We start from the raw sequence: 26,084 nt of genomic DNA on the forward strand, positions 1-26,084 counted from the left end.
CGGCCGGTGGCGGCCGGTGCGCTCATGCGAAGCGGTTTGCCGTCAGGCCCAGCCAGTCGAGCGCGGTGCCGTGGTAGAGCCGGGCACGGGCCTCGTCGTCGAGCGCGAGTTGCTCGATGCCCGCGCCGGGCTCCTGCTCGCCGAGCGGGAAGGGGTAGTCGGTGCCGAGCATCACCCGATCGGCGCCGCAGGTGTCGAGCAGGTACTGCAGCGCTCGCCGGTCGGCGACCCAGGAGTCGAAATACAGCCGCTTGAGGTAGCCGCGCGGGTTGTGCGGATTGTCGGTGGCCACCAGGTCCGGGCGCATGTTGAAGCCGTGCTCGATCCGGCCGATCGTGTACGGGAAGCTGCCGCCGCCGTGCGCCATGCAGATCCGCAGCTTCGGCAGCCGTTCGAGCACGCCGCCGAAGACCAGGCAGCAGGCCGCACGCGCCTGTTCGGCCGGCATGCCGACCAGCCAGGGCAGCCAGTACTTGGGCATCGACTCGCTGCCCATCATGTCCCAGGGATGGACGAGGATCGCCGCGCCCAGGTCGGCCGCGGCCTCGAAGAACGGGAACAGCTCGGGGGCGTCGAGGTTCCAGTCGCCGACGTGGCTGCCGATCTGCACGCCCTGTAGGCCGAGCTGGTCGATGCAGCGTTCCAGTTCCTGGATCGCCAGCCGCGGCGACTGCAGCGGCACGGTGCCGATGCCGGCATAGTGCCGCGGATGGGCGGCGACCGTGGCGGCCATGTGGTCGTTGAGCGCCTGGTGCAGCTCCAGCGCGTGCGCCGGCTTGGCCCAGTAGCCGAACATCACCGGCACGGTGCTGATCACCTGGACCTGCACCCCGAAGCGCGCGTAGTCGTCGATGCGCTCGCGCGCGTCCCAGGTCCGCGACCAGATCTCGCGGAAGAACCGCCCGTCCTTGTAGATCCGGTGACGCCCGTCCGCGGTGTGATGGATGACCGGAAACCGCGCCTCGCCGTACTTGGCCGCCAGGTCCGGCCAGTCACGCGGCAGGTAATGGGCGTGGATGTCGATCTTCAGCATGGCCCGATTGTAGGCACTGTCGGCCAGAGGCACCCGCTGCGGCGCGGCAGGGCAGTCTCAGCCGGCCGTGGGGGCCGGTCCTTGCTCATAGCGCGCAGGCCGGGGGTTGAGATGCCCGCAGGCGCGGCAGGTGCGCAGGTCGATCGCGCCGTAGAAGCGGTCGAACACCGGCGGGAAGTCCTGCTCGATGTCGTCAAGCGTGAAGTAGTGCTCGAACAGCTTATGGTTGCAGCGCTCGCAGAACCACAGCAGGCCGTCGCGCTCGTGGGGCAGGCGCTTGCGCTCGATCACCAGCCCGACCGAGCCTGCGCTGCGCTGCGGCGAATGCGGCACCTTGGGCGGCAGCAGGAAGGTCTCGCCGGCGCGGATCGGGATGTCGCGCGGGCGGCCGTCCTCCTGGATGCGCAGCACCATCTCGCCCTCGAGCTGGAAGAACCACTCCGGGCCCTCGTCGTAGTGGTAGTCGGTGCGCGCGTTGGGCCCGCCGACGATCATCACGATGAAGTCGCCGTCGTGGATGCACTTGTTGCCGACCGGCGGCTTGAGCAAGTGGCGGTGTTCATCGATCCACGCGTGAAGGTTCAGCGGTCCCGGGATCATGGGCTTATTCCTTCATGGATGCAGGTGCGTCGGCGTCCGTGGTCCTCACCCACCATCGGCTCCGCCGATGGTCCCCCCCTCTCCCGCAGGGCGGGAGAGGGACGTGGGCTGGCGGCCAATGGCCGCTACACACTTCATTTCGATCGCGATCGGCGTCGGCAGCGCGTCGATGCCGAGCGTCGTGCGGCACGGCGCGGCCGTGGGGTCGGGGAAATACTCGGCCCAGACCGCATTGTAGGCGGCGAAGTCCGCCATGTCGGTCAGGTAGACGGTCACGTCGACCAGGTCGTCCCAGCGCGCGCCGCTGGCCTCGAGCACTGCGCGCACGTTGCCGAGCACGGCGCGGGTCTGCGCCGCGATGTCGTGCGCGACGACCTGGCCACCGGCGTCGAGCACGTTGCCCGGCACTGCGTCCGTCGCGGGATCGCGCGGACCGATGCCCGACAGGAACAGCAGGCCGCCGGCGCGGCGCGCATGGGGATAGCGCCCGACCGGGACGGGCGCGGATGCGGCGTGGACCGCGTCAGTCATCGCGTCCGCCGCGGGCGGCGACGGCCGCCACCTTGGCGACCGCGGCACGGTAGGCGGGCGTGATCTGCTCGGGTGCGGACACGTCCATCGACAGTTCGCGCACCCGCCCGTCGCCGAGCGCGTACACCCAGCCATGGACCGCCAGCGGTTGCCCGCGCGCCCAGGCATCGCGCACGACCGTGGTCTGGCAGACGTTGAGCGCCTGCTCGATCGCGTTGAGCTCGCACATCCGGGCGTGACGCTGGGTCTCGTCCTGGACCGATGCGAGCAGGTCCTCATGCTTGTAGGCGAGGTCGGAGACGTGGCGCAGCCAGTTGTCGACCAGGCCGACCCGCGTGCCGGTGAGGGCGGCATGCACGCCGCCGCAGCCGTAGTGGCCGACCAGCAGAATGTGCTCGACCTTGAGGACGTCGACGGCGAACTGGATCACCGACAGCGCATTGAGATCGCCGTGCGAGAGCACGTTGGCGACGTTGCGGTGCACGAAGACCTCGCCCGGGTCGAGCCCCAGGATCTGGTTGGCCGGCACCCGGGAGTCGGAGCAGCCGATCCACAGGTACTTCGGCGTCTGCTGCCGGGACAGCCGGTTGAAGAAGTCCGGGTCGTCGCGCGAAACGCTGTCGGCCCAGTCGCGGTTGCGTTGCAGGAGGTTGTCGAGTTCGCCCATCGCGGCATTATTCCAGAGACAGGCCGATGTTCTTCGCCTCGGTGAAGAATCGCATGGCCTCCAGTCCGCCCTCGCGGCCCAGCCCGGAGTCGCCGCTGCCGCCAAACGGGGTGCGCAGATCGCGCAGCAGCCAGCCGTTGATCCAGACCATGCCGGCGCGCAGCGCGGCCGCCATGCGGTGGGCGCGGGCCAGGTCGCGGGTCCACAGCGTGGCGGCCAGGCCGTAGCGGCCGGCATTGGCAAGCGCGAGTGCCTCAGCCTCGTCCTCGAAGGTCTGCAGCGTGACCACGGGCCCGAAGATCTCCTCGAGATTGGTCGCGCAGTCGGGCCCGAGGCCGTCGATGACCGTCGGCGCGACGAACCAGCCGGGCCGGTCGAGCGCATGGCCGCCGCACAGCACCCGCCCGCCCTCGTCGCGGGCGCGCTGCAGCGCGGCCAGCACCTTGTCGAAATGCGTCTGCGAGACCAGCGGCCCCATGCGCACGTCCGGGTCCATCGGGTCGCCGACGCGCAGCGCCGCGGCCTCGGCGACGAAGCGCTCGGTGAACTGCACCGCGATGCGCCGCTCGACCAGGATCCGCGATCCGCACAGGCAGATCTGGCCGCTGTTCTGGAATGCCGAGCGCACCAGCGTCCCGAGCCGGTCCTCCCAGTCGCTGTCGGCGAACACCAGCGTCGCGTTCTTGCCGCCGAGCTCCAGCGACGCCCGCTTCAGCAGGCCGCCGGCGAGCGCGCCGATCCGCCGTCCGACCGCGGTGCTGCCGGTGAACGACACCGCGCGCACGCGCGGGTCGGCGACCAGCGGCTCGCCGACTTCCGGCCCGCTGCCGTGGACGACGTTGAGCACGCCCGGCGGCAGGCCGGCCTCGGCCGACAGCGCGGCCAGCTGCGCGGCGGTGGCCGGGGTGATCTCGGAGGGCTTGGCGACGACCGCGTTGCCGGCCGCCAGGGCCGGCGCGATCTTCCAGGTGAACAGGTACAGCGGCAGGTTCCACGGCGAGATCGTCGCGACCGTGCCCAGCGGCTGGCGCAGGGTGTAGTGCAGGCCGGCCTCGCCGTGGTGCGATTCGCTGGCGAACTGGGTCGCGGCGTGCGCGAAGAAGCGCAGGTTGGCGACCGCACGCGGGATCTCGACGTCGCGCGCCAGCGCGAACGGCTTGCCACCATCCAGGGACTCGGCGTGGGCGAAGTCGTCGCTGCGGGCCTCGAGCAGCGTCGCCAGCCGTTCGAGCATCGCCGAGCGCGCGCTGTTGGGCAGCGCCGCCCAGCCGGGGGCGGCGCGCGTGGCCGCCTGCAGCGCGAGATCGACGTCGGTCGCGTCGCCGGCGGCGACCTCGGCGTATACCCGGCCGGTGGCGGGCGCGTGCACCGGCAGCCAGCGGTCCGTTGCCGGCTCCCGCGCCGCGCCGTCGATCCAGTGGGTCAGCCGCTGCATGGCGCCAGCTTACCCGAGGCGGGGGCGCTCTTCGCCTCAGCGTCCGTAGGCGCGCGCTTGTGCTTGCATCCCTTTTTCGGGGACGTGCGATGGCTTTCGCGGGTGAGGCCATCGCGCGCGAGCGCGCTCCTACAGGCGTTCGGTCAATGCTGGCAGCCGGGGCACCAGTACAGCCTGCGGCCCGCGAGCCGGGTCTCGACGATCGTGCCATCGCCGCGCGGGCAGGGATCGCCCTTGCGCTCGAATACCGCGAAGCCGAAGGTCGCACGGGTCCGCGCCAGGTAGTCCTTGCCCGGCGGCAGCGCGTCGCCGTGCTTGGCGCGATAGGCGCGCCGCGGCACGTCGAGCAGCGCGTTCGCCAGCCGGCGCCGCTCCCCGACCGTCAGGTCCTGCAGGATGCGATGCGGCGACAGCCGCGCCTGGAACAGCACCTCCGAGCGCAGATAGTTGCCCATTCCGGCGGCGAAATCCTGCGCGAGCAGCAGCGCGGCCAGGCTACGCCGACCGAAGCGCGGCGTGCGCATGTGCGCCAGCAGCGCCTTCGCGTCGACGGCCGGATCTAGCACGTCGGGCCCCAGCTTGGCGAGGTAGGGCTGGTCGCCGAGGTCGTCGGTCCGCCACAGCGAAATCGAGGGCGCGGCATAGAGCGCGGCGACGCCGCGCGCCGTGGCCAGCAGCACACGCGGTCGGGTCTCGCCGGGCAGGGCCTCGGGCACGTCGGCGAACCGCCAGAAGCCGAACAGGTGGCTATGCGTGTACAGCGTCCAGCCGCCGTCGACGGCGGTCAGCAGCGCCTTGCCGCGGGCCTCGACCGCCAGCACGCGATGGCCTTCGAGCAGGCCGCGCCGGCGCTGCAGCGCCGGATCGACGAAGCGCACCCGCGTCAGCGTCTCGTCGGCGAGCAGCAGCGACAGGCGATCGGCGAGGGCGTGGGTCTCGGGACCTTCGGGCATGGGCGCATCGGACCAGCCCGGGCGTCGCGGCCTCGTGACCGACGGTGCGCGTCGCTGCGACGCGCGCGGCCCGGCCATCGCTGCCTCAGATCGAGGCCATGCGCCCGCCGTCGACCGGCAGGCTCGTCCCGTTGACGTAGGCGGCCGCCGGCGCGCACAGGAACGCGATCACGCCGGCGGTCTCCTCCGGCTCGGCGAAACGGCCGGCGGGCACCGAGGCCTGCATCGTCGCGACGACCGTCTCCTCGGACTGGCCGCTGCGGGCGACGCGATCGGCGACGACCTGCGTGATGCGGCGCGTGCGCGTGTAGCCGGGCAGCACGTTGTTGACGGTGATGCCGTCGGCGGCCAGCTCGCGCGAAAGGGTCTTGGCCCAGCCGGCGACCGCGCCGCGCACGGTGTTCGATACGCCCAGGCCGGCGATCGGTTCGCGGACCGAGGTCGAGACGACGTTGACGATCCGGCCCCAGCCGGCGGCGCGCATGCCCGGCAGCAGCGCCTGGACCAGGATCTGCCCGGCGAGCAGGTGCCGCCGGAACGCGTCGAGGTAGGCATCGGCCGTCGCGGTGTGGGCGGGGCCACCGGGTGGGCCACCGCTGTTATTGACCAGGACCTGCGCGGGGAACGTCGCGACGTGGGCCTCGATGCGGGCCTGCAGCGTCGCGGTGTCGTCCATGTCGGCGGCGAGCGCGTGGTGCGACTGGCCCGCGGGCGCCGGCAACGCGTCGCGCACGGCCTGCAGCACGTCGGCGCGCCGGGCGAGCACCGTGACGCTGGCGCCCAGCAGCGCAAGCTCGTGCGCGGTCGCGCGGCCGATGCCCTCCGAGGCGCCGCAGACGAGCGCGTGGCGTCCGGTGAGGTCGAGGTCCATGTCAGGCGCGCGCACCCAGCGACTGCACCATGCGGTCGCGCAGCCTGGCGTCGTCCTGGGCCTGCGGCGGGGCGATCTCGCCGGGCGCGAAGCCGCGCTCGAGCGCGTCCTCCGCGTCCAGGCCGTCCCAGGCGACGAACTCGGCGTCGAGCAGCATCGAGCGCGCGGTGTCCTCGCTGTCGTAGGGCAGGGTGTTGCCGTCGCTGTCGAACACTTCGGCGGTCCCGGCCTCGAGCACGCGCAGGCGCGCCCAGATCACGGTCCGCCCGATCGTCGCCAGCCACCATTCGTCGCGGGTCATCGAACAGGTCCTTCCAGGGTCAGGGAGCGATCGACCACAGCCACAGCACGGCGCACGCGGTCAGCGCGCCGAGGATCACGATCAGCGCGATCCGCGCCGGTGTGGCCAGGCCGGTGAACTGGCGGTCGGGCACTTCGTAGTAGCCGCCGGCCAGCAGCCAGCGCAGCGCGGCCGGCTGCAGGAACGCGCCTTCGGCGAATCGCGCCCGCACCGCCGGATGCCGGTCGCGCAGGTGCACCAGCGACAGCGGCCAGAAGATCACGAACGCGGTCGCCCCGCCGATCGCGACGCCGAAGAAGCACAGGGCGAGGAAGAGGATCAATATTCCGCCTGTCCCGGCGCGCGGGGGTAGGGGATCGCGTCGCGGATGTTGGACAGGCCGCAGACATAGACGATCAGGCGCTCGAAGCCCAGGCCGAAGCCGGCGTGGGGCACGGTGCCGTAGCGGCGGAAGTCGCGGTACCAGCCGTAGTGCTCGCGGTCGAGCCCGAACTGGTCCATGCGCGCATCGAGCACGTCGAGGCGTTCCTCGCGCTGCGCGCCGCCGATGATCTCGCCGATGCCCGGCGCCAGCACGTCCATCGCGGCGACCGTCCTGCCGTCGTCGTTGAGGCGCATGTAGAACGCCTTGATGTGCTCGGGATAGTTGGTCACCACCACCGGGCGGCCGACGTGCTGTTCGGTGAGCCAGCGCTCGTGCTCGGTCTGCAGGTCCAGGCCCCATTCGACCGGGAATTCGAACTTCTGGCCCGACTGGCGCAGCAGTTCGACCGCATCGGTGTACTCGATGCGCTCGAACGGGGCGTTGACGAACTTCTCCAGGCGCGTGATCGCGTCCTTCTGCACGCGCTCGGCGATGAAGGCCATGTCGTCGCTGCGCTCGTCGAGCACCGCACGGAACAGAAACTTCAGGAAGTCCTCGGCCACGCGCGCGTCCTCGGCGAGATCGGCGAACGCGATCTCCGGCTCGATCATCCAGAACTCGGCCAGGTGGCGCGTGGTGTGGCTGTTCTCGGCGCGGAACGTCGGGCCGAACGTGTAGACCTTGCTCATCGCCAGGCAGAACGCCTCGACGTTGAGCTGGCCCGACACTGTCAGGAACGCCTCCTTGCCGAAGAAGTCGCGCGAGAAATCGACCCTGCCCTCGCGCAGCGGCAGGTTCGCCAGGTCCAGCGTCGAGATGCGGAACATCTGGCCCGCGCCCTCGGCATCGGACGTGGTCACGATCGGGGTGTTGATCCAGTAGTAGCCGTTCTGGTGGAAGTAGCGGTGCGCGGCCTGCGCCAGGCAGTGGCGGATGCGCGTGACCGCGCCGAACAGGTTGGTGCGCGGGCGCAGGTGCGCGACCTCGCGCAGGAACTCCAGCGAGTGCGCCTTGGGCTGGATCGGGTAGGTCTCCGGATCCTCGACCCAGCCCACGACCTCGATCTCGCGCGCCTGGATCTCGAAGCTCTGTCCCTGTCCCTGCGAGCGGACCAGCGTGCCGGTGGCGATCACCGAGCAGCCGGCGGTCAGCCGCTTGATCTCGGACTCGTAGTTGGCCAGCGCCTGCGGCGCCACGACCTGGATCGGCGCGAAGCACGAGCCGTCGCTGACGTTGACGAAGCTCAGGCCCGCCTTGGAATCGCGGCGGGTGCGGACCCAGCCACGGACGGTGACGTCGCCGCCCTCGGGAAGATGGCCGGCGAGGGCCTGTTGGACGCTGGTCGTGGTCATGCCTTGAATCCCGGGAATCCGCACCGATGAATGGCTGCACAGTCTACCGTGCCGCCGCAGCGCCGCGGATGCCCGCTCAGCTGCCGCTGCCGACCGCAGGAGTACACTCGTCCCATGGCCATCGCACTCGCTCCCGCCGCCCTCGAACGGGCCCGCCGTTTCCTCGCCGCCAGCCCCGGTGCGCTGGGCCTGCGCTTCGGGGTGGCCAGGACCGGCTGCTCGGGCTGGGGCTACGTCGTCGACCTGGCGCACGAGGAGAAGCCCGGGGACGCGGTGTCCGAGCAGGACGGCGTGCGGATCTACGTCGACGCGCAGAGCCAGCCGATGGTCGACGGGACCGAGATCGACTTCGCGCAGAAGGGGCTGAACCAGGAGTTCGTGTTCCGCAACCCGAACGCGGCCGCCGAGTGCGGTTGCGGCGAGAGCTTCACGACCGATCCCGGCAAGGCCTGACGGGCGGCGGCGGCCTCGGCTGCCTGGACGGACCTGCCTATGCGGCGGCGTCGGGGGCGTTGCGGCGGAACTCGCTGCGCAGCACGAAGCCGATCGCAAGCAGCGTCAGCAGCGCCATGCCGAACCAGGTCAGCGCGTAGCTGAGGTGGTTGTCGCGGAACCGCACGATCGTCAGGCCCGGCACCGGCCAGTTGGCGCCGTCGATCGAGGTCTGCGCATCGACGAAGAACGGCGCCACGGGCGTCGGCACGTGCCGCGCCGCAGTCATCTCCGCCGGCACGCGGGCATACCAGCGATCCTCGGCGGGCACGTTCGCGCGGACGAACAGGCCCGCGCGGTCCGGCTGACGCAGCAGGCCGGTCACCTCGACGACGTCCGAATCGTCCACGCGGGCGCGGCTGTCGCGCCTGCGATGGGCATTGTCGACGTAGCCGCGGTTGATCCATACCGTGCCGCCGGCGGTCGCCATCGGCGTCATGATCCAGTAGCCAGGCCCGCGCTCGGTCGAGGCGTAGACCGCGACCTCCTGGTCGTGCAGCAGCCGTCCGCGCGCGGTCACGCGGCGGTACTCCGTCTCCGCCGTGTCCAGGCCGGTCCAGTGGGCGGCGTCCGGCAGCGGCACGGGCGCGGCGTGGATCCGGGCGTCGACGCGGGCGATCAGGTCGCGTTTCCAGCCGAGCCGCTCGACCTGCCACAGGCCCAGCGCGACGAAGCCGGCAGTCGCCGCGACCAGGAAAACCAGCAACGCCCAGCGTCGGGCCGGGCGTTGCGGGGCGCGTTGCGCAGTCATGACGAAGCGTCGTGCGTGGTCAGGGCGCGACGCGCATCTGCTCGGGCGACATCGGCATCATGTTGGTGTTGAGGTGGTACATGACCCACAGCGAGCCGACCAGGGCGATGACGATGATGATGCCGGTGAACAGCAGCGACATCAGCAGCCAGCCGCCCTCCGATTTCCGGTTCATGTGCAGGAAGTAGATCATGTGCACGACGATCTGGATCGCACCGAACACCATGATCAGCGCGACCGTCCACACGCGGCTCTCGATCACGTCGCCCATGACCAGCCAGAACGGGATGACGGTGAGGATCACCGACAGCACGAAGCCGATCACGTAGTCGCGCATGCTGCCGTGGCTGTGCGCATCGTGCGCCGGCTCGTGGCCGGCCTGGTGCGCCGTGTTGTTGACGTTGCTGCTCATCCCACGACTCCCATCAGATACACGTACGAGAACACGCCGATCCAGATCACGTCGAGGAAGTGCCAGAACATCGACAGGCACATCAGGCGACGGCGGTTGGCCTCGATCAGGCCGTGCTTGCGCAGCTGGAACACCAGCGTCACCAGCCAGATAAGGCCGAAGGTCACGTGCAGGCCGTGCGTGCCGACCAGCGTGAAGAACGACGACAGGAACGCGCTGCGCTGCGGCGTCGCGCCCAGGTGCGCCAGGTGCTGGAACTCGTAGAGCTCGATGCCGAGGAACGCCAGACCGAACAGCCCGGTCACCAGCAGCCAGCCGATCGTGCCGCCCACCTTGTTGCGGTACGAGTTCAGCATCGCGAACCCGTAGGTGATCGACGAGAACAGCAGCATGAACGTCGCGACGAGGATCAGCTTCAGGTCGAACAGGTCGGCCGGCGACGGGCCGGCCGCGTAGTTGCGACCGAGCACGGCGTAGATGGCGAACAGGATCGCGAAGATGAGGCAGTCGCTCATCAGGTAGATCCAGAAGCCGAGGTTGGTGCCGGTTTCGGGGTGGTGCCCATGCCCGTCGTCGGCATGGGGATCCTCGATCACGTGGTAGACGCGGGCGGTGTCGCCGGAAGTGGGTTGGATGCTGTGTGCCATGTCAGAGCGCCTGCTGCGCGAGATCGCGCGTGCGTTGTTCCTCGGTGTCGATCACGTCCTGGGCGGGGATGTGGTAGTCGCGGTCGTAGTTGAAGGTGTGGGCGATCGCCGCGACGATCAGTGCCACGAACGACACGCCCGCCAGCCACCAGATGTGCCAGATCAGGCCGAAGGCCAGGGCGACGCTGATTGCCGACAGCACGACACCGGCACCGGTGTTCCGGGGCATGTGGATCGGCACGAAGCCGGCCAGCGGGCGCTTGTAGCCATGGCGCTTCATGTCGGCCCACGCGTCGATCTCGTGGACCACCGGGGTGAAGGCGAAGTTGTAGGCCGGCGGCGGCGACGAGGTCGACCACTCCAGCGTGCGGCCGTCCCACGGGTCGCCGGTGACGTCGCGCAGCGCGTTGCGCTTCCGCACGGCCTGGACGATCGACATGATGAACGCGCCGATGCCCGCCGCGACCAGCGCCGCGCCGATCGCCGCGACCACGAAGAACAGGTGCAGCGAGGTGTCCTCGAACTGGCTCAGGCGGCGGGTCACGCCCATCAGGCCCATGATGTAGAGCGGGGTGAACGCGACCCAGAAGCCGGTCAGCCAGCACCAGAACGACACCTTGCCCCAGAACTCGTCGAGCTTGAAGCCGAACGCCTTCGGGAACCAGTACACCATGCCGGCGAACAGGCCGAAGACCACGCCGCCGATGATGGTGTTATGGAAGTGGGCGATCAGGAACAGGCTGTTGTGCAGCACGAAGTCGGCCGGCGGCACGGCGAGCAGCACGCCGGTCATGCCACCGATGACGAAGGTGAACATGAAGCCGATCGTCCACAGCATCGGGACGTCGAAGCGGATGCGTCCCTTGTACATCGTGAACAGCCAGTTGAAGATCTTCGCGCCCGTCGGGATCGAGATGATCATCGTGGTGATGCCGAAGAACGCGTTGACGCTCGCGCCCGAGCCCATCGTGAAGAAGTGGTGCAGCCACACCAGGTACGACAGGATCGTGATCACCGCGGTCGCGTAGACCATCGAGGTGTAGCCGAACAGCCGCTTGCCGCAGTACGTGGCCACGACCTCGGAGAAGATGCCGAACGCCGGCAGCACCAGGATGTAGACCTCCGGGTGGCCCCAGATCCAGATCAGGTTCACGTACATCATCGGGCTGCCGCCCAGGTCGTTCGTGAAGAAGTTGGTGCCGACGTAGCGGTCCATCGTCAGCAGCGCCAGCGTCGCGGTGAGGATCGGGAACGTCGCGACGATCAGGATGTTGGTGCACAGCGAGGTCCAGGTGAAGATCGGCATGCGCATGTACTTCATGCCCGGCGCACGCATCTTGACGATCGTCACGATCAGGTTGATGCCCGACAGTGTCGTGCCGACGCCGGCCACCTGGAGTCCCCACAGGTAGTAGTCCATGCCGACGCCCGGACTGTAGTCGGCACCCGACAGCGGCGGGTAGGCGAGCCAGCCGGTCCGCGCGAACTCGCCGACGAACAGCGACAGCATGATCAGCACCGCACCGGCGGTGGTCATCCAGAAACTGAAGTTGTTGAGGAACGGGAACGAGACGTCGCGCGCGCCGATCTGCAGCGGCACGATGTAGTTCATCAGGCCGGTCACCAGCGGCATCGCGACGAAGAAGATCATGATCACGCCGTGCGCGGTGAAGATCTGGTCGTAGTGGTGCGGCGGCAGGAAGCCCTCGCCGCCGCCCGACGCCAGCGCCTGGTGGGCGCGCATCAGCAGCGCGTCAGAGAAGCCGCGCAGCAGCATCACCAGCGCCAGGATGCAGTACATGATCCCGATCTTCTTGTGGTCGATGCTGGTGAACCACTCCTTCCACAGGTAGCCCCAGAGGCGGTACCGGGTGACGAGCACGAGCAGCGCGATGCCGCCGATCACGGTGCCGATGAAGGTCACCGCAAGGATCGGGTCGTGGAGGAAGGCCAGGGACTCGAGCGAAAGACGCCCGAGCCATGGTGAATTGAGCTGGTCCTGGGGTGCGGACATGGGGTTCCTGCCTAGTACTGGATTCTGTGATGCGATCCGGGATCAGCGGCCCGAGGGGCCGCTGTCATCGTCCGGCTTGCCGGGTGCGCCTTCCTGGCGGGGCGCCTGCCCCGGCGGGATCGGCTGCACGCCCTTGTCGTCGCCGCCCTCGCTCGACGGCGCGGGCTGCGGCGTGGGCTCCTCGGGCGAGACGGCCCGCGGCTGGTGGCCCTGCGGCTCGTCGCCGCGCGCCTCGCGGCCGGCCTCGGGGAACGTCGCGCCGGGCGCGGCGACCGGGTCGTCGGCATGGCGGTTGTCGTAGCGCAGCCGGGCGTAGTTGGCATGGCTGTCGACGCCGCCACCGCCGGAGCGGTCGATGTGCGCCATCTCGTGCATGCACATCGAGCCCGGGGCCACGCACATGTTCAGGATGGCCTCGTAGAGCGCCGGGTCGACGTCGCCGAAGTAGCGCACCGGCTCGCGCTCGGACGGCTTCTCGAGCACCAGATACTCCTCGCGGCCCAGCGGCGTCCGGTCGGCCTGCACCTTGCGCACCCACGCATCGAACCCGTCCTGGCTCATGCCGTGGAAGTCGAAATGCATGTGCGAGAAGCCGTCGCCGCTGTAGTTGCCCGAGAAGCCCTTGTAGACGCCCTCGGCGTTGATCACCGCGTTGAGCTTGGTCTCCATGCCGGTCATCGCGTAGATCTGGCCGGCCAGCGCCGGGATGAAGAACGAGTTCATCATCGACGAGGAGGTGATCTTGAACTCGATCGGCACGTTCACCGGCGCGGCCAGTTCGTTGACCGTCGCGATGCCCTGCTCGGGATAGAGGAACAGCCACTTCCAGTCCAGCGCCACGACCTCGACCACCAGCGGCTCGACGCCCTCGGCGACCGGCGTGTTCGCGTCGATCCGGTCGAGCGGGCGGTAGGGATCGAGCTTGTGCGTGGTGATCCAGGTCACCGTGCCCAGCACCAGGATGATCGCCAGCGGGGCCGACCAGATCACCAGTTCCAGGCGGGTGGAGTGGTGCCAGTCCGGCGCGTACTCGGCGTCCTTGTTCGACGCCCGGTACTTCCACGCGAAGAAGAACGTCAGGAAGATCACCGGGACGATGATCAGCAGCATCAGCACCGTCGACAGCAGGATCAGGTCGCGCTGCTGGACGGCGATGTCGCCGGACGGCCGCATGACGACCCAGTCGCAGCCGGACAGCAGCAGGACGGTCCCGAGCAGGACCGAGAATCGAAGGAAGGATTTCATTGGCGGGAGATGGACAACGGAAAAGGGAAAACGGCTTGACGGAGACGCCACGTCGCGGCGGCTAGCGTTGAATCAGGGCAGGGCGCCGGCGCGTGCTGCTGCGCACCTTGCCTGGTGGGCCCGTTTGGGGTTCACAATGCGGTGCATTATCCCCCATAACGACCGGAGAGAGCGCGCAGATGAGCGGAACCGCACAGCAAGCCACCACCGGGCTGGACGACGCGCCAGAAACCGACGACCTGGAGATCTCGCCCGGCAAGATCGCGTTCCCGGTCGTGATGGGGCGCACGTCGGAGTTCTTCGACTTCTTCGTCTACGGCATCGCGTCGGTGCTGGTGTTCCCGTACCTGTTCTTCCCCGACAGCGATCCGGTGCAGGCCACGCTCAAGTCGTTCGCGATCTTCTCGCTGGCGTTCGTCGCCCGGCCGATCGGCTCGGCGGTGTTCATGGCCATCGACCGCAACTTCAGCCGTGCGACCAAGCTGATCGTGGCGCTGTTCCTGCTGTGCGGCTCGACGATGGCCATCGCGTTCCTGCCCAGCTACGCCCAGGTCGGCATGCTGGCGCCGGTGCTGCTGGCGGTGTTCCGCTTCGGCCAAGGCCTGGGCTGGGGTGGCGCCTGGGACGGGCTGCCGTCGCTGCTGTCGCTCAGCGCGCCGCGCGAGCGCCGCGGCTGGTACGCGATGGTGCCGCAGCTGGGCGCGACGTTCGGCTTCATGCTCGCCGGCGGCATGTTCCTGGTGTTCACCCGGTTCCTGAGCCAGGAGGACTTCATGGCCTGGGGCTGGCGCTTCCCGTTCTTCGTGGCGCTGGCGCTGAACGTGGTCGCGCTGTTCGCGCGGCTGCGCCTGGTGATCACGCCCGAGTTCGTGCAGTTGTTCAAGCAGCAGGAGCTGCAGCCGCGCCCGATCATCGAGACCGTGCGCACCCATCCGCGCCAGGTGCTGCTCGGTGCGCTGATCCCGCTGGCCAGCTACGCGATGTTCCACCTGGTCACGATCTTCCCGTTGAGCTGGGCAACGCTCTACACCGACCACGACCCGGGCGACTTCCTGGAGAGCCTGCTGCTGGGCGCGATCGTGGGCGGCGTCGGCATCGTGCTGTCGGGCGTGCTGGCCGACCGGGTCGGCCGCCGCGGCCAGTTGGCGATCGCCGCGGTGCTGATCGCGATCTTCAGCTTCTTCGCGTCCGGCCTGCTCGGCGACGACACGACCGCCGGCCGCACGACCTACGTGGTGCTCGGGTTCGCGCTGCTGGGCCTGTCGCTGGGCCAGGCGAGCAACGCGATCGCTTCGCGCTTCGAGAGCATCTACCGCTACACCGGCGCCGCGGTGACGTCCGACATCGCGTGGCTGCTGGGCGCGGGTTTCGCCCCGCTGGTCGCGCTGGGCGTCTGCAGTCGTTTCGGGCTGGAGTACGTGGGCTACTACCTGCTCTCGGGCGCGGTGGTCACGCTGGCCGCCCTGGGCTTCAGCCGCACGCTCGAAACCGTGCGCTGACCGCCACGCGTCGCGCGCCCCCTGGGGCGCGCGGTCGCTTTGGCGATGGTGGGCGGTCTGCACGATGCGGTCGTCCAGGCCCGGGACATCCGGGCACGAGGGGGCGGGGGAGGGCCTGCGAGCCGGCTCGGGCGCGCCCCCGGGGGGGGCGCTCCGTTGTCGCGGTGGCCGGATCCCCATTTCACCATGCCTGTACCCGTCGGGGCTGCGACCGAGTGTCGCACCTGCGCACCCGGCGACCCGCATTCCGGTGCCTCGCTTGCCCGGCCGCGCCGGATCTGTGACAATCGCCGGCTCCCTGCGCCAGACGCCGGGAGACCCTTGCTCCACCGCACTTCGCGGGGGGCTATCCGGACCGCCGCCGACCGGCGCGGTCGATATCCGAAAGGAAACCACAATGCGTCATTACGAAGTCGTGTTCCTGGTCCATCCGGACCAGAGCGAGCAGGTGCCCGCGATGATCGAGCGTTACAAGTCGATGATCGAAGGTGCCGAAGGCACCATCCACCGTCTCGAGGACTGGGGCCGCCGCCAGCTGGCCTACCCGATCAACAACCTGGTCAAGGCCCACTACGTGCTGTTCAACATCGAGGTCGGCCAGGCCGGTCTCGACGAGCTCGTCGAGGCGTTCCGCTTCAACGATGCCGTGCTGCGCCACCTGGTGATCCGCCGCGACGAGGCCGATACCGAGCAGTCGCTGATCATGAAGAACAAGGACGACAAGGGCGACAAGCCCGAGCGTGGCGAGCGTCGTCGCCGTGACGACGAGGGCGAGTCCACCGGCGGCGACGCCGAGGGCGAGAAGTCCGACAAGTCCGACACCAACGCCGAAGCCGCCTGAGGAGCACGTCCATGTCCAAGTTCTTCCGCCGCCGCAAGTTCTGCAAGTTCACCGCCGAGGGCGTCAAGGAGATCGACTACAAGGATCTCAACACCCTGCGCCAGAACCTGACCGAGAACGGCAAGATCGTCCCGAGCCGCATCACGGGCACCAAGTCGCGCTACCAGCGGCAGCTGGCCACCGCCGTCAAGCGCGCGCGCTACCTGGCCCTGATCCCGTACACCGACAACCACAACGTGTGAGGCCGGCGGGTCCCTCCGCCGAAGCCCGGCCTTCCATGGCCGGACTTTACCAAAGCGGATGGCGATACCGTTCTGCATCATCATTCCGTCCGGTTCGGACAGCAATCGTTGCGGCGCCTTGGGCGCCGCTAACGAATACGGAGCAATTCCATGCAGCTGATTCTTCTCCAGAAGGTCACCAACCTCGGCAACCTTGGCGACAAGGTCAACGTCAAGCCGGGCTACGGCCGCAACTACCTCGTGCCCCAGGGCAAGGCTGTGCCGGCGACCGAGGCCAACCTGGCCGAGTTCGAGACCCGCCGCGCCGAGTACGAGGCCAAGGCCAAGGCCCAGCTCGACGAGGCGCAGTCGCGCCTGACCCAGCTTGAGGGCGCCAGCGTGACCGTCTACGCGAATGCGTCGACCGAAGGCAAGCTCTACGGTTCGGTCGGCCCGCGCGAGATCGCCGAGGCGCTGACCAAGGCCGTCGCCCCGGTCGAGAAGTCGGAGGTCGTGCTCGGCGAGGGCGCGTTCCGCAACACCGGCGAGTACGAGGTGGTGGTCCATCTGCACGCCGACGCCGAGACCACGGTCAAGGTGATCATCGAAGGCGAGGTCGCCTGATCCATCGGATCGGGTGGTCCTGGACGGGCGCCGCAAGGCGCCCGTTTTCGTTTGGGCTGTCTGTTGGTTCGGCGCCTTGTCGTTATCTTGACGGCCTGACGGCGGGCTTCGGTTGGGGTGGCCTGCCGGTCAGTAGCCGCTTGTCCCTCGGTCAGGGCATCCTGCCCTGACTCGGGCGCGCACCATCCATGGCGCGCTTGGCGCGGCCACTGCCCGCCAGTCCACCGCTCGCGGATGTCATGCTCGCGATTTCCATTGGGTCCTAGGAATGGAGTCCGGATCAACAAGCCACGGTGCACGCTGTTGCCGCAGAGACAGCCGCGTCGCAGGCAGCGAGACCATCCCGAGCAAGCGTGATGTTTCGGTGCGCTGAAATCTTATCCACAGGTTATGGGGTCGCGTGTCCACAGGCCCGCGATCTAGCATGCCACTCGCCGTAGTCCGTTCTTTCCGAAGTCGACCGCCATGTCCGCACGTCCCGAGTACCGCAATGACCACCGTGCCGATGCGCGCGTCGAACAGCTGCGCATTCCGCCGCAGTCGGTCGAGGCCGAGCAGGCCGTGCTCGGCGGCCTCATGCTGGTGCCCGATGCCTACGACCGGATCGCCGACCTGCTGGTGTCCGAGGATTTCTACCGGCGCGATCACCAGAAGATCTACGCCGCGATCCAGGAACTGGCCGAGAAGAACAAGCCGTTCGATGCGGTGACGCTGGGCGAGTGGTTCGAGTCCAATGGACTGTCGGAGCTGGTCGCCGGTGGCGCGTACCTGGGTGAGCTGGCGAGCACGACGCCGTCGGCGGCGAACATCCGCGCCTATGCCGAGATCGTGCGCGACAAGGCGATCCTGCGTCAGCTGATCGACGTCGGTACCGAGATCGTCAACGACGGCTTCCAGCCCGAGGGGCGCGACAGCAGCGAGATCCTGGCCAAGGCCGAGCAGCAGGTCTTCAAGATCGCCGAGGCCGGCGCGCAGGGGCGCAGCGACTTCACCGCGATCAACAAGGCGATGGCCGACGCCTTCGACGTGCTGCAGACCCGTTACAACAACGGCGGCGGGGTGACCGGGCTGCCGACCGGCTATACCGAATTCGACGAGATGACCGCCGGCCTGCAGCCGACCGACCTGATCATCCTGGCCGCGCGCCCGGCGATGGGCAAGACCACCTTCGCGCTCAACATCGCCGAATACGCGGCGATCAAGACCAAGAAGGCGGTCGGCGTGTTCTCGATGGAAATGTCGGCCAGCCAGCTCGCGCTGCGCCTGATCTCGTCCAACGGCCGCGTCAACGCGACCCGGTTGCGCACCGGCCAGCTCGAGGACGAGGACTGGAGCCGGGTGAGCAGCGCGATCCGCATGCTCAAGGAGACCAAGATCTTCATCGACGACACGCCGGGCCTGGGCCCGGACGTGCTGCGCGCCAAGTGCCGTCGACTCAAGCGCGAGCACGACCTGGGCCTAGTGGTGATCGACTACCTGCAGCTGATGTCGGTGCCGGGCAACAGCGAGAACCGTGCGACCGAGATCTCGGAGATCTCGCGGTCGCTCAAGGGCCTAGCCAAGGAACTCAACGTGCCGGTGATCGCGCTCTCCCAGCTCAACCGCTCGCTGGAGACGCGCGCCGACAAGCGGCCGGTGATGGCCGACCTGCGCGAATCCGGCGCGATCGAGCAGGACGCCGACATCATCATCTTCATCTACCGTGACGACTACTACAACAAGGAAACCTCGCCGGACAAGGGACTGGCCGAGATCATCATCGGCAAGCAGCGAAGCGGCCCGACGGGCTCGGTGAAGCTGAAGTTCTTCGGCGAGTACACGCGCTTCGACAACCTCTCGCACGATTCCATCGGAAGCTTCGAGTAGCCCGCATTTGCGACGCGCCCCGGAAGCGCCGCATCGCAGGAATGGCGTCGCGACGGCCGGTGACCGTTGTGTCGACCCGAATCGGCGGTCGTCGCGTTGATCGGAACCGTAGGCGCGCGTTTGCGCGCGAACGCATCCGCCGGAGGGCGCATCGCGCCCAAGGGCGCTCCTACGGGCGGGCGGGGCTAGTGTGTCGCCGGGTGGGGGCAGGTGCCTCGACCCGCGCGGTCGTCAACCGTAGGCGCGCGCTCGCGCGCGATTGGCGTTCGCAGGATGGCCCATCGCGCCCAAGGGCGCTCCTACGGGTGGGCGGGGCCTGCGTGTCGTCGGGTGGGAGCAGGCGCATCGACCCGCGCGGTCGTCAACCGTAGGAGCGCGCTCGCGCGCGAGGGCGTTCGCGGGACGGCCCTCGCGCCCAGAGGCGCGGCGACGTATCAGGGCAGGATCTCCAGCCGGATGCGTCCGATGTGGAGGTCGGTACTCGTCGCGCCGATCGCCACCGGTTCGGGGCTCCGGGTTCGGAACCGCGGGGTCCCGTCGGGCATCGCCACCATGACCTCGACACCATAACGGTCGCCTTCGCGCAGACGCGCGCGCGGCACCTCGAGTTCGAACTCGTAGGGCCCCGCACCGACGGTCGTGCTGCGTTCGGCGAGCACGCGCGCGTCGCCGGTGCGGGCCGGATCGACCAGGCGGGCGTCCAGCCGCGAGCCGGCGGGCATCAGGATCTTCTCGAAGTACACCGCCTCGCCCTGCAGGACGACCGATGGCTGCGGCACGGATGCGGTCATGGGCGGCGCTCCTGCAGCGACAGCGGAGGCGGGAATGGCAGCGGGGGTCTGGCAGGCGCCGAGCAGCGCGACCGGCAGCGACGCCGCGGCGATGCGGCACAGGAAACGGAACGGGCGGGACGGGGACATCGGGCGGGCTCCGGGGCGGCGATGCCGGCCAGCATGCGCGCCGCCGGCGCAACGGCGGCGCAACGACCGGCCGGCGGCGCTCACGGGCGCAGGCGCAGTCGGACCCAGGTGCCGAAGTGGTCGGACGGCCAGGTGCCGTCCGCACCCGGCCGGTCGAGCACCACGCGCGCGTCCTCGATCTCGAACCGTCCCGTCTGCGCGAGCACCAGGTCGATCCGCGAGCGGTAGTCGAAGAAGTGCGGGTTGAGCGTGGTCACGCCCGCGCGGTCCGCATCCGGATGCCGCGCGCCATAGGCGTCGACGTAGCCGTCGCGCAATGCCGCGAATTCGGGCGCGCCGGCCGGCGCGTTGAAGTCGCCCAGCAACAGCGCCGGGGTGTCTCCCGAGGTGCGCGACACGAAGTCCAGCGCATCGGCGACCTGGCGCTCGCGGATCGCGCCGCCCTCCAGCGTCCAGTGCAGGTGGGTGAAGTAGACGTCGAGCGGGCGACCGTCGACGTCCAGGCGCGCATGGCCGATGCTGCGCGAGTCGTCGTGTGGCTGCAGCCGGTGCCAGGCCTGCGCCTGCACCGGCAGCCGGGTCAGCAGCGCGTTGCCGTAGCGATGCGCCTGGTCGGTGGGATCGGTCGAGACGAACTGCACCGCATAGCCGAGCTCGGCGGCGATGGTCTGCGCCTGGTTGCGCAGCGTCTGCGTCTGCAGCACCTCCTGCAGCGCCACGATGTCCGGATCGAGCGCGCGCAGCTGCTCGACGATCAGAGGCAGCCGCTTCGGCCAGTCGGCCTTGTCGTGGTAGATGTTGAGCGTGACCACGTCCAGCGTGCGCGGCGCCGCCGGTTCGGGCTTGGCGCCCCCGGGACCGGCGCAGGCGGCAAGGACGAACAGCGACAGCGCCGCCAGCAGGCAGCGACGCAATAGACGGGACAAGGACATGGTGGCTCCGGTCATTCGGGGGCGAGGTCGGTACGGACGACGGGGTAGAGGTTGTAGCGCGCATCCCATGCGCTGTGCCGGCGATAGAAGAACTCCAGCCGCGCGCGCGGATCCGCGGCGAACGCCGGGTCGTCGCGCAGCCGGGCCCGGAACGCGTCGGCGAGCGCCGGATCGGCTGCCAGCATCTCGCGCGCGACCGCCTCGGCGACGTAGTCCTCCATGTACTCCTTGCGCTCGAAGTGGTTGTTGAAACGGCCCCAGGCGGCCAGCGAGTCGGGGGCCTGCGGCTCGAGCAGCGCGGCGACCAGGCGCGCCCGCGGCTGGGCGATCGGCACGTACAGCGCGCCGGCACCGATGTCCTGCCGCTCGGCGCGCCAGCTGCCTTCGAGCGCGAGCCGCTGGTGGCCCTCGACCGGGGCGCCGCCGAACGCGGTGCGTTCGGCGCGGAAGGTCTCGACCGCGAAATCGGGATGCGCGTGCGTGAGCGTCGTGTGGGCGATGCCGTGCCGGTCGAGCGCCTGGGCGACGCCGGCCGCGTGCGCGGCCGGCACCACGTAGCCCGCACGCGGCAGCGCGACGGTCAGCGACGGCACGACCTCGTCGCGCAGCGGCACCCGCCAGATCTGCGGCGTGGTTTCGTCGTAGCGCGTCATCAGCGCGCCCGAGACTTCCGACAGCGTGCGTGTGTAGGCGTAGCCGCGGAAGTCGACCATCCGCGCGCGTGTCGTGGCCTTCCAGTCCAGCGGCAGCGGCGTGCCGCCAAGCGCGGCGGCGCGCGCGTCGGCGTCGGCGGCCACGCGCATCCAGTCGCGACCATGACGGGCGATCTGCTCGAGCACCGAGACCACGGTGTCGCGGGTCAGCGCCACGCGGACCGGGTAGGGCTTCCACGAGTGCGTCTCGATCAGCATCGCCAGCCGGTTGCGCAGCGGGAAGTAGCCGGTCGAGAACCGCGGCGGCGACACGCCGTCCTCGAAGCCCGAGGCCGGGTCGTCGGATTCCACGAAGGAGGGGTAGTACGGCAGCGGCAGCGCGCCGCCGCGCGCGAGGTCGTCGATGACCGCATCGCGGAATGCGCGCCCGACGGTGCGCATCGCCGCGTCGCCCGAATGCACCGGCTCGACCTGCACCGCGATGTCGTGCTCGAACTGCGCGCCGTCGGTGGCATGCAGGTCCACGGTGGCGATCGGATCCCAGGCCTCGACCAGCGCCAGCATCGCCTGCATCTCCGGCGAGTCGGCCTTGGCGTAGTCGCGGTTGAGGTTGTAGTTCTGCGCAGTGGTGCGCCAGCCCATCTCGCGCGGGCCGCGCTGGTTGGGGCGGTTCCAGGCCGCGAAACGCTCATGGCCGTCGGCGCTGAACACCGGCACGAACACCCAGACCAGCGCATCGAGCGCGCCAGGGGCGGCGTCGCCGTCGAGGACCTGGCGCAGCGCCAGGAAGCCGGCGTCCTTGCCGTCGATCTCGCCGGCATGGATGCCGCCCTGGACCAGCACGACCGGAATGCCCTGGGCGCGTGCCTGGGCGGGATCGAGCGTGCCGCTGCGGCTGACGACCAGCACCTGCATCGGACGGCCCTCGGGCGTGGTGCCGAAGGAGGTGCAGCGCACCGCGTCCGGATGCAGGCGGGCGAAGGGCGCGCACAGCGCGACGACCTCGTCGTAGCGGCCGGTCTCGACGAAACCGCTGCGCTCGGAGGCCGTGATGCGCGGATCGTCGGGCTTCGCGGCGATCGACAGCGGCGTGGCGAGCGCGGCGGCGAGCAACAGCGGCAGGAGGGGGCGGCGGGGCATGGCGGCGATCCGGGAGAGCGATGGCGCATGATGCCCGGCGGCGCCCGCGGGCCCAAGGGCATGCGTCGCGATCGGCGGCCCAGCGCCCGGCACTTGCCGTGGTCCGGCCGGCATGGCAGGGCGCGGGCGCGGGGCGCGGATCGGGTAGGCTGTGCGGCTCCCAGACTGCACCGACGCGCCGATGACGACCGTCCAGACCACTGCGGGCCGGATGCCCCGCCAGATCTCCTACATCATCGGCAACGAGGCCTGCGAGCGCTTCAGCTTCTACGGGATGCGCAACATCCTGGTGCCGTTCCTGATCAGCTCGGTGCTGCTGGCCTACCTGCCCGAGGGGCCGGAGCGCGACGGCGCGGCCAAGGACATCTTCCACATGTTCGTGATCGGCGTGTACTTCTTCCCGCTGCTGGGCGGGTGGTTGTCCGACCGGTTCTTCGGCAAGTACCACACCATCCTGTGGTTCTCGCTGATCTACTGCGCCGGCCACGCGTGCCTGGCGCTGTTCGAGAACAATGCCGCGGGTTTCTACACCGGCCTGTTCCTGATCGCGCTCGGCTCGGGCGGCATCAAGCCGCTGGTGGTCTCGTTCTGCGGCGACCAGTTCGATCAGAGCAACAAGGACAAGGCCAAGCTCGTCTTCGACGCGTTCTACTGGATCATCAACTTCGGCTCGTTCTTCGCGTCCCTGCTGGCGCCGCTGTTCCTGCGCCACTTCGGGCCGGCGGTCGCGTTCGGCATCCCGGGCGTGCTGATGTTCATCGCCACGTTCGTGTTCTGGCTCGGGCGCCGGCGCTACATCGACGTGCCGCCGGCCGGGCGCGACCCGCACGCGTTCTTCGAGGTCGTCAAGACCGCGCTGCGCGCCGAGCGTCCCGGTGCCGGCCGGCCCGGCCTGCTGGTCGCGCTGTTCGGCATCGCGGTGGCGGCGCTGCTGCTCGCGCTGTGGGCGTTGTCGGCGCTGGGTGCGATCCCGGCCGCGTGGGCCGAGTCCTTCAACTTCGTGATCTCGGCCTGCCTGGCGTTGGGCGTGATCATCGCCGCCGGTGGCGTGGGCGCGTCGATGCAGCTCGAGCGCGCCCGCGGCTCGCACCCCGACGCGGCCGTCGACGGCGTGCGCGCGGTGCTGCGGATCCTGATCGTGTTCGCGCTGGTCACGCCGTTCTGGTCGCTGTTCGACCAGAAGGCCTCGACCTGGATCATCCAGGGGCGCGAGATGGTGATCCCGCACGCGGCCTGGTGGTGGCCGAGCTGGCTGATCCAGGACGCGGCGCAGATGCAGGCGCTCAATCCGCTGCTGGTGATGCTGCTGACCCCGTTCAACAACCTGGTGCTGTACCCGGCGCTGCGCGCGATGGGCCTGTCGGTGACCCCGTTGCGCCGCATGGGCTGGGGCATCGCGTTCTCGGGCGTGGCGTGGATCGCGGCCGGCGCGATCCAGTTGTGGATCGACGGCGGCGAGCAGGTCTCGCTGGCCTGGCAGTCGCTGCCGTACCTGCTGCTGACCTTCGGCGAGGTGCTGGTGTCGGCGACCGCGCTGGAGTTCGCCTACAGCCAGGCGCCGCAGGCGATGAAGGGCGTGATCATGGCGTTCTGGTACCTGACCAGCACGTTCGGCAGCCTGTGGGTGCTGCTAACCAATGCCGGCGTGCGCAATGAAGCGGTGACCGCGTACATCGCGTCCTCGGGCCTGAGCGAGAACGCGTTCCTGATGTTCTTCTTCGCCGGCTTCGCGTTCCTGGCCGCCCTGGCGTTCGCGGCCTACGCGCGGCGCTATCCCATGCAGGACCACTACCGTGTCGCCTGATCCGTCCTTCCGGAAGCCCGCCCGATGAACCTCGCCCCCGTCACGCTGCTGCTCATCGTCGTCACCGCGGTGGTGTCATGGCAGGCGTTCGAGAAGCCGCAACTGCTCGGCCGGCTGATCCTGTGGCCACCGGCGGTCGACCGGCATCGCCAGTACGACCGGCTGCTGACGCACGGTTTCATCCACGCCGACTGGCAGCACCTGATCTTCAACATGATCACGCTGTTCTTCTTCGGCGGCGGCATCGAGCGCGCGTTCGCGCCGTACATCGGGCCGGTCGGCTTCCTGCTGTTCTACCTGTCGGCGATCCTGGTCGCGATCCTGCCGACCTACCTGCGCCACCGCCACGACCCGCACTACCGCAGCCTGGGCGCGTCGGGCGCGGTGTCGGCGGTGCTGTTCGCCTCGATCCTGCTCAGCCCCTGGTCGATGCTGCTGGTGTTCTTCATCCCGATGCCCGCGATCGTGTTCGGCGTGTGCTACGTCGGCTACAGCATCTGGATGGACCGCCGCGGCGGCGACAACATCAACCACAGCGCGCACCTGTGGGGCGCGGGCTATGGCGTGCTGTTCACCGTGATGATGGAACCGCGCGTACTGGGCGCGTTCCTCGATCGCCTGATGTCGCCTTCGTTCTTCTAGGCGGAAACGCCGCGACGGCGCGCGCATACGCGGCGCGCCGATCACCGGCCTTGCATGCGGCGCATGCTATGCCTGGGCGCACATCCACCAGACGGAGTGCATGTCCATGGCAGTGACCCGAGCGAAAGCCACCAGCCTGCTCAACAAGACCGAGATGGGGCTGTACGACGCGAGCCGCGCGAACGCGGTACGTGGCCACAGCGATGCCCAGCTCGCGAAGCTGGTGACGCGCGCGCGCACCGCCCGGGACCGCGCGCGCGACCTGGAGAAACGGCAGCGGCTCGCCTCGCGCACGGCGTCGGGCAGCAAGTCCGGACGCAGCGGCCAGGCCAATGCACGCACCGGCGAGAAGGCCGAGCTGCTGTCCGACATCCTGGGCCGTTTCGAGACGCGCCAGAAGGACAGCGCGAAGGCCGCCCGGGCGGCGGGCGCGACGACGCGCAAGGTCGCGAAGAAGGCGGCCAAGCCCGCGTCGACATCCCGTACCGCAGCCACCGCGCGCACGCCGGCCGCGAAGTCGGGCAGCGCCGCAGCGAAGACGGCGGGCCGGCGGATCGCGAAGGCCGGGGCGGCAGCCAAGACCGCAACGACCACGAAGGCTGCGAAGACCGCGAAGACCGCGAAGGCTGCAAAGACCGGTGCGAAACAGGCGCCCGCGCGCCGCGCCGCAGCTGCAACGACCGATGGCGGCAAGCGCGCCCGGACGATGCCGGCCCCGTCGCCCGCGCCCCGCAAGCCGGCGGGCGCGGGCAAGGACGCCGCGGCGTCGGCCGTGCGCAAGCCCAGGCGCGCAGCGCGCATCTCGCCCGAACAGGCGCTCGACAACACGCGACAGCTGCCCGAACAGCGCACGGCCGAGGCGCGCACGCCCAAGCCGTGGGAGGGCATCGACGGCGATGGCGCGGCGCCGGCCACCGCCGGGTTCCAGTCGCCGCAGGCGCGCGCCAAGGCGCTGGAACTGCATGCCGCCGAGAGCCGGCAGGCCTCGATCAACGGCAGCAGCAGTACGCGCGATCGCAAGAACCAGGGCAAGCGCGACCGCCGCAGCGCACCCGACTAAGCCGCGCATCGGGCGCAGGTGCGGGCTGGCGGCGATGCGTCGTGTCGCGCACACGGCGCGTCCCGATCCAGCGACTGCACGCACCGGACCGGCGCGGCGAGGGCCTGCCGCCGGGCCGGCGACGGGAGACGGGGCGTCCGGCCGGGACGGTCCGTCTCCCTGTTCACATTTCGGCCGATAATTGCGGTATCGTGCGCGAACTGTTCAAGGCGGG

Annotated in this window: 27 protein-coding genes; 9 read left to right on the forward strand and 18 right to left on the reverse strand. The window is 69.6% G+C overall.

Annotation, left to right across the window (positions count from 1 at the left end):
• Nucleotides 1-22: 22 nt before the first annotated feature.
• From WQ56_RS03930 to asnS, 10 genes are all read right to left on the reverse strand, one after another.
• Entirely contained in the window at nt 23-1,033 is a 1,011-nt protein-coding gene (locus tag WQ56_RS03930; RefSeq protein ID WP_047135765.1) for an amidohydrolase family protein, read from the reverse strand.
• Nucleotides 1,034-1,090: 57 nt separating this feature from the next.
• Complete coding sequence (locus WQ56_RS03935) at nt 1,091-1,633, reverse strand: 3-hydroxyanthranilate 3,4-dioxygenase (protein ID WP_047135766.1); 543 nt, start codon at nt 1,631-1,633, stop codon at nt 1,091-1,093.
• 45 nt (nt 1,634-1,678) lie between these two features.
• Nucleotides 1,679-2,164 carry a RidA family protein gene (locus tag WQ56_RS03940; RefSeq protein ID WP_047135767.1) on the reverse strand — a complete coding sequence of 162 codons (486 nt, stop codon included), beginning with the start codon at nt 2,162-2,164 and terminating at the stop codon, nt 1,679-1,681.
• A complete protein-coding gene (gene can / locus WQ56_RS03945; protein ID WP_047135768.1) occupies nt 2,157-2,831 on the reverse strand; it encodes a carbonate dehydratase in 675 nt (224 codons plus the stop codon). Before can ends, WQ56_RS03940 begins: the two co-directional genes overlap by 8 nt.
• A 7-nt stretch (nt 2,832-2,838) precedes the next feature.
• The gene (locus WQ56_RS03950; protein ID WP_047135769.1) at nt 2,839-4,266 is read right to left on the reverse strand and encodes an aldehyde dehydrogenase; all 1,428 of its coding nucleotides are present in this window, start codon (nt 4,264-4,266) and stop codon (nt 2,839-2,841) included.
• Between the two features lie 143 nt (nt 4,267-4,409).
• Nucleotides 4,410-5,219 (reverse strand): DNA-formamidopyrimidine glycosylase family protein, encoded by an 810-nt coding sequence (locus WQ56_RS03955; RefSeq protein WP_047135770.1) that lies wholly within the window; start codon nt 5,217-5,219, stop codon nt 4,410-4,412.
• 85 nt (nt 5,220-5,304) lie between these two features.
• Complete coding sequence (locus WQ56_RS03960) at nt 5,305-6,090, reverse strand: SDR family oxidoreductase (protein WP_047135771.1); 786 nt, start codon at nt 6,088-6,090, stop codon at nt 5,305-5,307.
• Between the two features lies 1 nt (nt 6,091).
• Entirely contained in the window at nt 6,092-6,391 is a 300-nt protein-coding gene (locus WQ56_RS03965) for a hypothetical protein (protein WP_047135772.1), read from the reverse strand.
• A gap of 19 nt (nt 6,392-6,410) precedes the next feature.
• The gene (locus tag WQ56_RS03970; protein WP_047135773.1) at nt 6,411-6,713 is read right to left on the reverse strand and encodes a hypothetical protein; all 303 of its coding nucleotides are present in this window, start codon (nt 6,711-6,713) and stop codon (nt 6,411-6,413) included.
• The gene (gene asnS, locus WQ56_RS03975) at nt 6,710-8,107 is read right to left on the reverse strand and encodes an asparagine--tRNA ligase (protein WP_047135774.1); all 1,398 of its coding nucleotides are present in this window, start codon (nt 8,105-8,107) and stop codon (nt 6,710-6,712) included. The genes WQ56_RS03970 and asnS overlap by 4 nt, the downstream gene beginning before the upstream one ends.
• Nucleotides 8,108-8,221: 114 nt before the next feature.
• On the opposite strand from asnS, the gene WQ56_RS03980 reads away from it, so the two are divergent.
• On the forward strand, nt 8,222-8,560 hold the full coding sequence (locus WQ56_RS03980) for an iron-sulfur cluster assembly accessory protein (protein ID WP_047135775.1): 339 nt from the start codon (nt 8,222-8,224) through the stop codon (nt 8,558-8,560).
• Between the two features lie 37 nt (nt 8,561-8,597).
• On the opposite strand, the gene WQ56_RS03985 is transcribed toward WQ56_RS03980, so the two are convergent.
• The 5 genes from WQ56_RS03985 to cyoA are packed head-to-tail and all read right to left on the reverse strand — an operon-like array spanning nt 8,598 to nt 13,668.
• Nucleotides 8,598-9,350 (reverse strand): SURF1 family protein, encoded by a 753-nt coding sequence (locus tag WQ56_RS03985; protein ID WP_047135776.1) that lies wholly within the window; start codon nt 9,348-9,350, stop codon nt 8,598-8,600.
• A gap of 19 nt (nt 9,351-9,369) precedes the next feature.
• Nucleotides 9,370-9,762 (reverse strand): cytochrome o ubiquinol oxidase subunit IV, encoded by a 393-nt coding sequence (gene cyoD, locus WQ56_RS03990; RefSeq protein ID WP_047135777.1) that lies wholly within the window; start codon nt 9,760-9,762, stop codon nt 9,370-9,372.
• A complete protein-coding gene (cyoC, locus tag WQ56_RS03995; protein WP_082132186.1) occupies nt 9,759-10,409 on the reverse strand; it encodes a cytochrome o ubiquinol oxidase subunit III in 651 nt (216 codons plus the stop codon). The genes cyoD and cyoC overlap by 4 nt, the downstream gene beginning before the upstream one ends.
• Nucleotide 10,410: 1 nt before the next feature.
• Complete coding sequence (gene cyoB, locus WQ56_RS04000; protein WP_047135778.1) at nt 10,411-12,423, reverse strand: cytochrome o ubiquinol oxidase subunit I; 2,013 nt, start codon at nt 12,421-12,423, stop codon at nt 10,411-10,413.
• 42 nt (nt 12,424-12,465) lie between these two features.
• Nucleotides 12,466-13,668, reverse strand: a complete 1,203-nt coding sequence (gene cyoA / locus WQ56_RS04005) for a ubiquinol oxidase subunit II (protein WP_047135779.1) — start codon at nt 13,666-13,668, stop codon at nt 12,466-12,468.
• Nucleotides 13,669-13,847: 179 nt separating this feature from the next.
• On the opposite strand from cyoA, the gene WQ56_RS04010 reads away from it, so the two are divergent.
• The 5 genes from WQ56_RS04010 (at nt 13,848) to WQ56_RS04030 (ending at nt 18,719) form a co-directional block, all read left to right on the forward strand.
• Entirely contained in the window at nt 13,848-15,167 is a 1,320-nt protein-coding gene (locus tag WQ56_RS04010; protein WP_047135780.1) for an MFS transporter, read from the forward strand.
• 397 nt (nt 15,168-15,564) lie between these two features.
• Nucleotides 15,565-16,008, forward strand: coding sequence for a 30S ribosomal protein S6 (gene rpsF, locus WQ56_RS04015; RefSeq protein WP_047135781.1), 444 nt, complete (start codon nt 15,565-15,567; stop codon nt 16,006-16,008).
• 11 nt (nt 16,009-16,019) lie between these two features.
• Complete coding sequence (gene rpsR, locus WQ56_RS04020; RefSeq protein WP_047135782.1) at nt 16,020-16,250, forward strand: 30S ribosomal protein S18; 231 nt, start codon at nt 16,020-16,022, stop codon at nt 16,248-16,250.
• Between the two features lie 150 nt (nt 16,251-16,400).
• Nucleotides 16,401-16,853: a 50S ribosomal protein L9 gene (gene rplI / locus WQ56_RS04025; protein ID WP_047135783.1), complete on the forward strand. Its 453-nt coding sequence runs from the start codon at nt 16,401-16,403 to the stop codon at nt 16,851-16,853.
• Between the two features lie 465 nt (nt 16,854-17,318).
• Entirely contained in the window at nt 17,319-18,719 is a 1,401-nt protein-coding gene (locus WQ56_RS04030) for a replicative DNA helicase (protein ID WP_047135784.1), read from the forward strand.
• A 434-nt stretch (nt 18,720-19,153) separates the two neighbouring features.
• Here the strand turns inward: WQ56_RS04030 and WQ56_RS04035 are convergent, their stop codons facing one another.
• The 3 genes from WQ56_RS04035 to WQ56_RS04045 form a co-directional block, all read right to left on the reverse strand.
• Complete coding sequence (locus WQ56_RS04035) at nt 19,154-19,510, reverse strand: YbaY family lipoprotein (protein ID WP_047135785.1); 357 nt, start codon at nt 19,508-19,510, stop codon at nt 19,154-19,156.
• A gap of 209 nt (nt 19,511-19,719) precedes the next feature.
• Entirely contained in the window at nt 19,720-20,571 is an 852-nt protein-coding gene (locus WQ56_RS04040) for an endonuclease/exonuclease/phosphatase family protein (protein ID WP_047135786.1), read from the reverse strand.
• Between the two features lie 11 nt (nt 20,572-20,582).
• Nucleotides 20,583-22,364: a M14 family metallopeptidase gene (locus WQ56_RS04045; RefSeq protein ID WP_047135787.1), complete on the reverse strand. Its 1,782-nt coding sequence runs from the start codon at nt 22,362-22,364 to the stop codon at nt 20,583-20,585.
• Between the two features lie 181 nt (nt 22,365-22,545).
• Between WQ56_RS04045 and WQ56_RS04050 the strand changes: the two genes are divergently transcribed.
• The 3 genes from WQ56_RS04050 (at nt 22,546) to WQ56_RS17600 (ending at nt 25,870) form a co-directional block, all read left to right on the forward strand.
• Nucleotides 22,546-24,168 (forward strand): oligopeptide:H+ symporter, encoded by a 1,623-nt coding sequence (locus WQ56_RS04050; RefSeq protein WP_047135923.1) that lies wholly within the window; start codon nt 22,546-22,548, stop codon nt 24,166-24,168.
• 24 nt (nt 24,169-24,192) lie between these two features.
• Nucleotides 24,193-24,810, forward strand: a complete 618-nt coding sequence (locus WQ56_RS04055) for a rhomboid family intramembrane serine protease (RefSeq protein ID WP_047135788.1) — start codon at nt 24,193-24,195, stop codon at nt 24,808-24,810.
• 106 nt (nt 24,811-24,916) lie between these two features.
• A complete protein-coding gene (locus tag WQ56_RS17600; protein ID WP_052772828.1) occupies nt 24,917-25,870 on the forward strand; it encodes a hypothetical protein in 954 nt (317 codons plus the stop codon).
• The last annotated feature ends 214 nt before the right edge of the window (nt 25,871-26,084 follow it).

This window comes from Luteimonas sp. FCS-9, from assembly GCF_001014645.1.
Classification (GTDB): domain Bacteria; phylum Pseudomonadota; class Gammaproteobacteria; order Xanthomonadales; family Xanthomonadaceae; genus Luteimonas.

Bases quoted from the DNA above. Each gene is read 5' to 3' on its own strand.
- cyoC (WP_082132186.1), bottom strand. From the start codon at position 10,409: ATGGCACACAGCATCCAACCCACTTCCGGCGACACCGCCCGCGTCTAC.
- WQ56_RS04035 (WP_047135785.1), bottom strand. From the start codon at position 19,510: ATGACCGCATCCGTGCCGCAGCCATCGGTCGTCCTGCAGGGCGAGGCG.
- cyoD (WP_047135777.1), bottom strand. From the start codon at position 9,762: ATGAGCAGCAACGTCAACAACACGGCGCACCAGGCCGGCCACGAGCCG.
- WQ56_RS03940 (WP_047135767.1), bottom strand. From the start codon at position 2,164: ATGACTGACGCGGTCCACGCCGCATCCGCGCCCGTCCCGGTCGGGCGC.
- WQ56_RS17600 (WP_052772828.1), top strand. From the start codon at position 24,917: ATGGCAGTGACCCGAGCGAAAGCCACCAGCCTGCTCAACAAGACCGAG.
- WQ56_RS04030 (WP_047135784.1), top strand. From the start codon at position 17,319: ATGTCCGCACGTCCCGAGTACCGCAATGACCACCGTGCCGATGCGCGC.
- WQ56_RS03930 (WP_047135765.1), bottom strand. From the start codon at position 1,033: ATGCTGAAGATCGACATCCACGCCCATTACCTGCCGCGTGACTGGCCG.
- WQ56_RS04045 (WP_047135787.1), bottom strand. From the start codon at position 22,364: ATGCCCCGCCGCCCCCTCCTGCCGCTGTTGCTCGCCGCCGCGCTCGCC.
- WQ56_RS03980 (WP_047135775.1), top strand. From the start codon at position 8,222: ATGGCCATCGCACTCGCTCCCGCCGCCCTCGAACGGGCCCGCCGTTTC.
- WQ56_RS04050 (WP_047135923.1), top strand. From the start codon at position 22,546: ATGACGACCGTCCAGACCACTGCGGGCCGGATGCCCCGCCAGATCTCC.
- WQ56_RS04040 (WP_047135786.1), bottom strand. From the start codon at position 20,571: ATGTCCTTGTCCCGTCTATTGCGTCGCTGCCTGCTGGCGGCGCTGTCG.
- rpsF (WP_047135781.1), top strand. From the start codon at position 15,565: ATGCGTCATTACGAAGTCGTGTTCCTGGTCCATCCGGACCAGAGCGAG.
- rpsR (WP_047135782.1), top strand. From the start codon at position 16,020: ATGTCCAAGTTCTTCCGCCGCCGCAAGTTCTGCAAGTTCACCGCCGAG.
- cyoB (WP_047135778.1), bottom strand. From the start codon at position 12,423: ATGTCCGCACCCCAGGACCAGCTCAATTCACCATGGCTCGGGCGTCTT.
- WQ56_RS04010 (WP_047135780.1), top strand. From the start codon at position 13,848: ATGAGCGGAACCGCACAGCAAGCCACCACCGGGCTGGACGACGCGCCA.
- WQ56_RS03965 (WP_047135772.1), bottom strand. From the start codon at position 6,391: ATGACCCGCGACGAATGGTGGCTGGCGACGATCGGGCGGACCGTGATC.
- can (WP_047135768.1), bottom strand. From the start codon at position 2,831: ATGGGCGAACTCGACAACCTCCTGCAACGCAACCGCGACTGGGCCGAC.
- cyoA (WP_047135779.1), bottom strand. From the start codon at position 13,668: ATGAAATCCTTCCTTCGATTCTCGGTCCTGCTCGGGACCGTCCTGCTG.
- rplI (WP_047135783.1), top strand. From the start codon at position 16,401: ATGCAGCTGATTCTTCTCCAGAAGGTCACCAACCTCGGCAACCTTGGC.
- WQ56_RS03935 (WP_047135766.1), bottom strand. From the start codon at position 1,633: ATGATCCCGGGACCGCTGAACCTTCACGCGTGGATCGATGAACACCGC.
- WQ56_RS03960 (WP_047135771.1), bottom strand. From the start codon at position 6,090: ATGGACCTCGACCTCACCGGACGCCACGCGCTCGTCTGCGGCGCCTCG.
- WQ56_RS03955 (WP_047135770.1), bottom strand. From the start codon at position 5,219: ATGCCCGAAGGTCCCGAGACCCACGCCCTCGCCGATCGCCTGTCGCTG.
- WQ56_RS03985 (WP_047135776.1), bottom strand. From the start codon at position 9,350: ATGACTGCGCAACGCGCCCCGCAACGCCCGGCCCGACGCTGGGCGTTG.
- asnS (WP_047135774.1), bottom strand. From the start codon at position 8,107: ATGACCACGACCAGCGTCCAACAGGCCCTCGCCGGCCATCTTCCCGAG.
- WQ56_RS04055 (WP_047135788.1), top strand. From the start codon at position 24,193: ATGAACCTCGCCCCCGTCACGCTGCTGCTCATCGTCGTCACCGCGGTG.
- WQ56_RS03950 (WP_047135769.1), bottom strand. From the start codon at position 4,266: ATGCAGCGGCTGACCCACTGGATCGACGGCGCGGCGCGGGAGCCGGCA.